This is a genomic window from Pseudomonas sp. NPDC087346, from assembly GCF_044744235.1.
Lineage (GTDB): Bacteria > Pseudomonadota > Gammaproteobacteria > Pseudomonadales > Pseudomonadaceae > Aquipseudomonas.
Genome location: NZ_JBIUXX010000113.1, coordinates 1 through 5,279, shown reverse-complemented (window position 1 = coordinate 5,279; position 5,279 = coordinate 1). Strand labels below are relative to the sequence as shown.

At 58.0% G+C, this 5,279-nt stretch carries 6 protein-coding genes; all 6 read right to left on the bottom strand.

Translation table 11 applies throughout. The annotated features are described in order from the left end of the window. Positions 1-68 precede the first annotated feature (68 nt). Positions 69-854, bottom strand: a complete 786-nt coding sequence (locus tag ACIOZM_RS30615) for an outer membrane protein OmpK (RefSeq protein WP_226500380.1) — start codon at positions 852-854, stop codon at positions 69-71. Next, the gene (locus ACIOZM_RS30610; protein ID WP_401221181.1) at positions 851-1,228 is read right to left on the bottom strand and encodes a hypothetical protein; all 378 of its coding nucleotides are present in this window, start codon (positions 1,226-1,228) and stop codon (positions 851-853) included. Before ACIOZM_RS30610 ends, ACIOZM_RS30615 begins: the two co-directional genes overlap by 4 nt. A 1-nt stretch (position 1,229) precedes the next feature. Continuing rightward, positions 1,230-2,015, bottom strand: a complete 786-nt coding sequence (locus ACIOZM_RS30605; protein ID WP_401221178.1) for an outer membrane protein OmpK — start codon at positions 2,013-2,015, stop codon at positions 1,230-1,232. Positions 2,016-2,172: 157 nt separating this feature from the next. Then, positions 2,173-3,531, bottom strand: coding sequence for a nucleobase:cation symporter-2 family protein (locus ACIOZM_RS30600; protein ID WP_401221175.1), 1,359 nt, complete (start codon positions 3,529-3,531; stop codon positions 2,173-2,175). Positions 3,532-3,699: 168 nt separating this feature from the next. After that, complete coding sequence (locus ACIOZM_RS30595; RefSeq protein ID WP_401221172.1) at positions 3,700-5,004, bottom strand: urate hydroxylase PuuD; 1,305 nt, start codon at positions 5,002-5,004, stop codon at positions 3,700-3,702. A 50-nt stretch (positions 5,005-5,054) separates the two neighbouring features. Then, positions 5,055-5,279 (bottom strand): ureidoglycolate lyase (locus tag ACIOZM_RS30590; RefSeq protein WP_401221171.1); only part of this gene is annotated, 225 nt, incomplete at its 5' end.

Here is a 5,279-nt window from a genome sequence, read left to right as displayed (position 1 = left end):
CGACACAAAACCCTGTGGGAGCTGGCTTGCCAGCGATGGCGTCCTTGCAGACGCCACTTACAGCAGCATCAGAAGTGGAACTTCACCAGGAAGCTGGTCACGTTCTGGTTGGTGGTGAAGCCACGGGAGTCTTCGATCCCGTATTTGTCTTTCCAGTAGTCGTACTCAACACCGACGTACAACTGCTTCTCGCCGAAATGCAGCGCCTTGCCCAAGTCGTATTTGACCTGTGGGTTGAAGTGCAGGTTGGCGTGGTACTCGCCTTTGTTGTTGACGTCGTTGTCGACGACCCAGTCCATGTAACCATCGATCAGCACGTTCGAGCTGCCGACCGGGATGGTGTAGGACCAGACCGGGGTGATCTGCCAGACGTTGTCACCCGGACGCGAACTGTCGGTGTGGCGCTGGTAGAAGTTCAACTGGAAATAGTCGAAGCCCGGGATCGCCAGGTCGAAGCCTGGACCGATCAGGTACGACTCGACGTCGCCTTCACCGAACTCGTACGTCATGGCCAGCAATACGTCTTTGATCGGGCCGAACTCGATCTTCTGGTCGAGCACCTTGCCCAGCGAGATGCGTGGCTGGAACTCGCCGTAGTAGGTGTTGTTGCCGACGCCGCCGTCTGGCTTGCCGTTGTAGAAGATCTTGTCGACGAACAGGAAGTTATCCCCATACTTCCACGCATCGGCGTGCTCGAAGGTGACGGTCTGCTGGATCGCAGGGTTGACCTTGAAATCTTTACCGTAGAGGTAGGTCAGGCTGTTGTTCTGCCATTGCAGCAGGCCATCGGCCATGGCCTGGCCGCCGGCCAGCATCGATCCCGCGAGCATCAGGCTGGTGCACATACGTTTCATTCGGTTGCTCCCAAAAAATAGGTGGTTCCACGTTTATTTTTTTTAAGATCGGCGCTCTGGTGTGGCGCCTTTTTTCTATTGCAAAAGTCATCCGATCGGTCAGCTTCAGTGCTGTTAGCAAAAGCTGAGCCAAGGCTTTGAAAAAACCAAAAAACGCCCGTCCGGCTGTTGAAAAACAGTCGAATGAGCGTTTTTTCGGGATGCCTTGATTCTGAACGAGGCCGGGATAAGTTGGCCAGCCGGTCAGGAATTAAATCCGGGCTTTTTTTTAAACCGGATTTCGACGGCCGCGGAGAATACTGACTCAGCGGCCAAGCCTCAAGTGCCCCGCAACAGAGCACCGACGACAGGTATGGGGCACGGTTGCGGGTCATCTTAGAAGTGCACCTTCACCAGCAGGCTGGCGGTGTTCTGATTGGTGTCGAGGTTGTGGCTGGTTTCGACGCCATATTTGTTCTTCCAGTAGCTGTACTCGGTGCCGACGTACAGCTGCTTCTGACTCCAGCCCAGGGCTTTGCCCAGGTCATATTTGATCTGCGGATTGATGTGCAGGTTGGCGTGGTAGGTGCCGCGCGAGTTCTCGTCGTTGTCGACTACCCAGTCGAGGTAGCCGTCAATCAGCACATCGGAATTGCCCAGCGGAAAGCTGTAGGACCAGCCCGGAGTGATCTGCCAGACGCCATCGCCGGGGCGCGGGCCTTCGGTCTGGCGGCGGAAGATGTTCAGGGTGACGTAGTTGAAGCCCGGCACTTTCAGGTCGAAACCGGGGCCGATCAGGTAGGCCTCGCTTTCACCTTCGCCATACTCGTAGGTCATCGCCAGCAGTACGTCCTTGATCGGGCCGAACTCGATTTTCTGATCGAAGATCTTGCCGAACGAGAAGCGCGGGGTGAATTCACCGTAGAAGGTGTGAGGACCTTTATTGCGGTCTTCCTGGCCGTTGTAGAAGATTTTGTCGACGAACAGAAAGTTGTCGCCGTACTTCCACTTTTCGGCATGCTCGAACGTCACCGTCTGCTGGATCGACGGATTGATCGCGAAGTTCTTGCCGTACAGGTAACTCAGGCTGTTGGTCTGCCAAAGCAATAAATCGCCAGCCATGGCCTGACTCGCGGCCAGCAGGCCGCCACCTAACAGAGCGTTTGTCTGTGTGCGAATCATCTGTTGCTCCCTCTTGTTTTTATTGTTTGAGGCGCAAAGCTGCTATCCCTGTAGGAGTGAGCCTGCTCGCGAAGAGGGCGTGTCAGTCGCCATAACTGTTGAATGACACAACGCTTTCGCGAGCAGGCTCGCTCCTACAGGTTTTGTGGTGACTTCATTAGTGCTGGTGCGCCTGGCAGTCGTTGATGGCGGCGCGTTCGGCGCCACCGAGAATGTTGAACAGCAGGTTCAGCGTCAGTGCGCTGAGGGTCGCCATGGCGATACCGCTGTGGGTGATCGGGCTCATCCAGAGTGGCAGGTGGGCGAAGAACTCCGGACGTACCACCGGAATCAGGCCCATGCCGATGCTCACCGCCACCAGCAACTGATTGCGACGGTCGCCGATGTCGGCTTCCTGCAGGATCTTGATCCCGGTCGCCGCGACCATGCCGAACATCGCAATCGCTGCGCCGCCGAGCACCGCCGGTGGAATCGACGCCACCAGGAACGCCGCTTTCGGCAGCAGACTCAGCACGATCAGCAAACCACCGGCGACGATGGTCACCGAGCGGCAGCGCACGCCGGTCATTTGCACCAGACCGATATTCTGGGCGAACGAGGAGTGGGTGAAGGTGTTGAAGAAACCGGCGAAAAACGATGCCGCCGCGTCACACATCAAGCCGCGACGCAGCATGCGCGGGCAGACTTCCTGACCGGTGATTTTGCCCAGCGCGAGAAACATCCCGGTGGACTCGACGAAGATAATCACCACCACCAGACACATCGACAGGATCGGCGCGAGTTCGAATTTCGGCATGCCGAAATGCAGCGGGGTGACGAATTGCACCCATGGCGCGTTGGCCATGCCGCTCAGATCAACCATGCCGATGGCACCGCAAAGCAGATAGCCAAAGCACATGCCGATCAGTACGGAAATATTGACCCAGAAACCGCGCATGAAGCGGTGCACCAAGAGGATGGTGCCCAACACCAGTGCGGCGATGCCCAGATAAATGGGCGAGCCGAACTGACTGGCAGCGGCACCGCCACCAGCCCAGTTAACAGCCACCGGGAATAACGATAAACCGATCGAGGTGATGACCGTTCCGGTCACCAGCGGCGGGAAGAAGCGGACGACTTTGGACATGAACGGCGCGATGATCATGCCGAAAAATCCGGCAGCGATGGTGGCGCCGAAGATTCCTTGCAGACCGATACCGGGCATGCCGGCCATGGCGACCATGCTGCCTACCGCAGCAAAACTGGCGCCCATCATCACTGGCATACGGATGCCCATCGGGCCGATACCAAGTGATTGAACGATGGTGGCGATACCGGCGACCAACAGGTCGGCGTTGATCAGGAAGGCAATTTCTTCACGACTCAGGCCAGCGGCCTGTCCAATGATCAGCGGAACCGCGATGGCACCACCGTACATCAGCAGAACATGTTGCAAACCGACCAGGATCAGTTGCAAAAGGGGCAAACGCTGAATGGCGGGTGCGTCGGGGATGCGCGCTTTGGACAGCTCGGACATGCAACACCTCGGATCTTTTTTATTCTTGTGATTAACAGCTGCCGGGTTGCTGGCAGCTGTTTCTTTGCATCAGGTAAACCGCGTTGCGGCCAATCGCTGGCAAGCCAGCTCCCACACAGGCAGTGCAAAACCTTGTGGGAGCTGGCTTGCCAGCGATGCTTTTAACGATTAGTTGGTCTGGGCTCCCTGCACAATCCACGCACCGATCAGGTCACGTTCCTGCTGGGTCATCTGTGTGATGTTGCCCAGTGGCATGATCTGGCTGGTGACGGCTTGTGCCTGAATCCGCGCCGCGTTCTGGCGGATCTGATCCGGGGTGTCAAACATCACACCGGCAGGAGCTGCGCTGAACAACGGGCTGGTCGGTTTGGCCGAATGGCAGACCGCGCAGCGTTCCTGGATCACCGAGTGCACCTTGTCGAAAGCAGGACCGGCGTTGGACGCCTGGGCCGGTGCTGCGGCAGGGGCTGCCGGTTGTGCTGCTTCAGCCGGTTTCGCGCCACCGCCCAGTGCCGTTTCCGGCAGCGGTTGGTACTCGATTTTCGCTGGAGCCTTGGCCACTTCCGGAGCGGTCGACATCGGCGTCGGGCCGGTGACGTACGCCAGAGTGATCATGCCCACTGCTGCAACAGGCAGGGTCCAGGCGAACTTGTGGCTGTCATGACGGGTGTTGAAGTAGTGACGCACCAACACCGCCAGCACCGCGATCCCGGCCAGGATCAGCCAGTTGTATTGGCTGCCGTAAGTGCTCGGGAAGTGGTTGCTGATCATGATGAACAGCACTGGCAAGGTGAAGTAGTTGTTGTGACGCGAACGCAGCAGACCTTTGGCCGGCAGCGCAGGGTCGGGCGTGCGGTTCTCGGCAATTGCCGCTACCAGTGCACGTTGCGCCGGCATGATGATGCGGAACACGTTACCGACCATGATGGTGCCGATGATCGCGCCGACGTGCAGGTAAGCACCACGTCCGCTGAACACCTTGCTGAAGCCGTAGGCCGCGCCGATGATCAGGACGAACAGGATGAAACCGAGCAGGGCCGGGCGTTTGCCCAAGGCCGAGTCGCACAGGAAGGAGTAGATGAACCAGCCGAGGAACAGCGAGCCGATACCGATGGCCACGCCTTCAGGGCCGCTCAAAGTGCTGCCCGGAGCCAGCAGATAAAGCGTTGGATTGGAGTAGAACACCACGCACAGCAGCGCAATACCCGACATCCAGGTGAAGTAGGCTTCCCACTTGAACCAATGCAGGTTTTCCGGCATCGACGGAGGAGCCAGTTTGTATTTTTCCAGGTGATAGATACCGCCACCGTGGATCGCCCACAGGTCACCGGCCAGGCCGGTTTTCGGGTTGACGCGGTTGAGGTTGTTCTCCAGCCAGACGAAGTAGAACGACGCGCCGATCCAGGCCACGCCAGTAATCATGTGAACCCAGCGTACGCTCAGGTTCAGCCATTCCAACAGATGTGCTTCCACAGTCTTTACCTCTCGCCTGTCACTCTGTTGTCGAGTGATCAGACCTTCTCTTATTGGTGGGGGGCGAGGACCAAACGCTCTTCCTCTTTGAAAAAATGCTCATCGCAGTTATTGCCTGTGCCACTGCGATCAACCACCAGGAAGTCATCCCGCTTTTCGATCGTCAGCACCGGATGGTGCCAAACGCCGCGATGGTAATTGATGCCCTGCCTGCCGTTGGTGACGAAGGCGCGGACCAAACCTGATACAGGTTCCTCGCCAACAGGCGCGCCCAC

Coding starts and splice junctions, on each gene's coding strand:
- ACIOZM_RS30615 (WP_226500380.1), bottom strand. CDS start 854: ATGAAACGTATGTGCACCAGCCTGATGCTCGCGGGATCGATGCTGGCC.
- ACIOZM_RS30600 (WP_401221175.1), bottom strand. CDS start 3,531: ATGTCCGAGCTGTCCAAAGCGCGCATCCCCGACGCACCCGCCATTCAG.
- ACIOZM_RS30610 (WP_401221181.1), bottom strand. CDS start 1,228: ATGACCCGCAACCGTGCCCCATACCTGTCGTCGGTGCTCTGTTGCGGG.
- ACIOZM_RS30605 (WP_401221178.1), bottom strand. CDS start 2,015: ATGATTCGCACACAGACAAACGCTCTGTTAGGTGGCGGCCTGCTGGCC.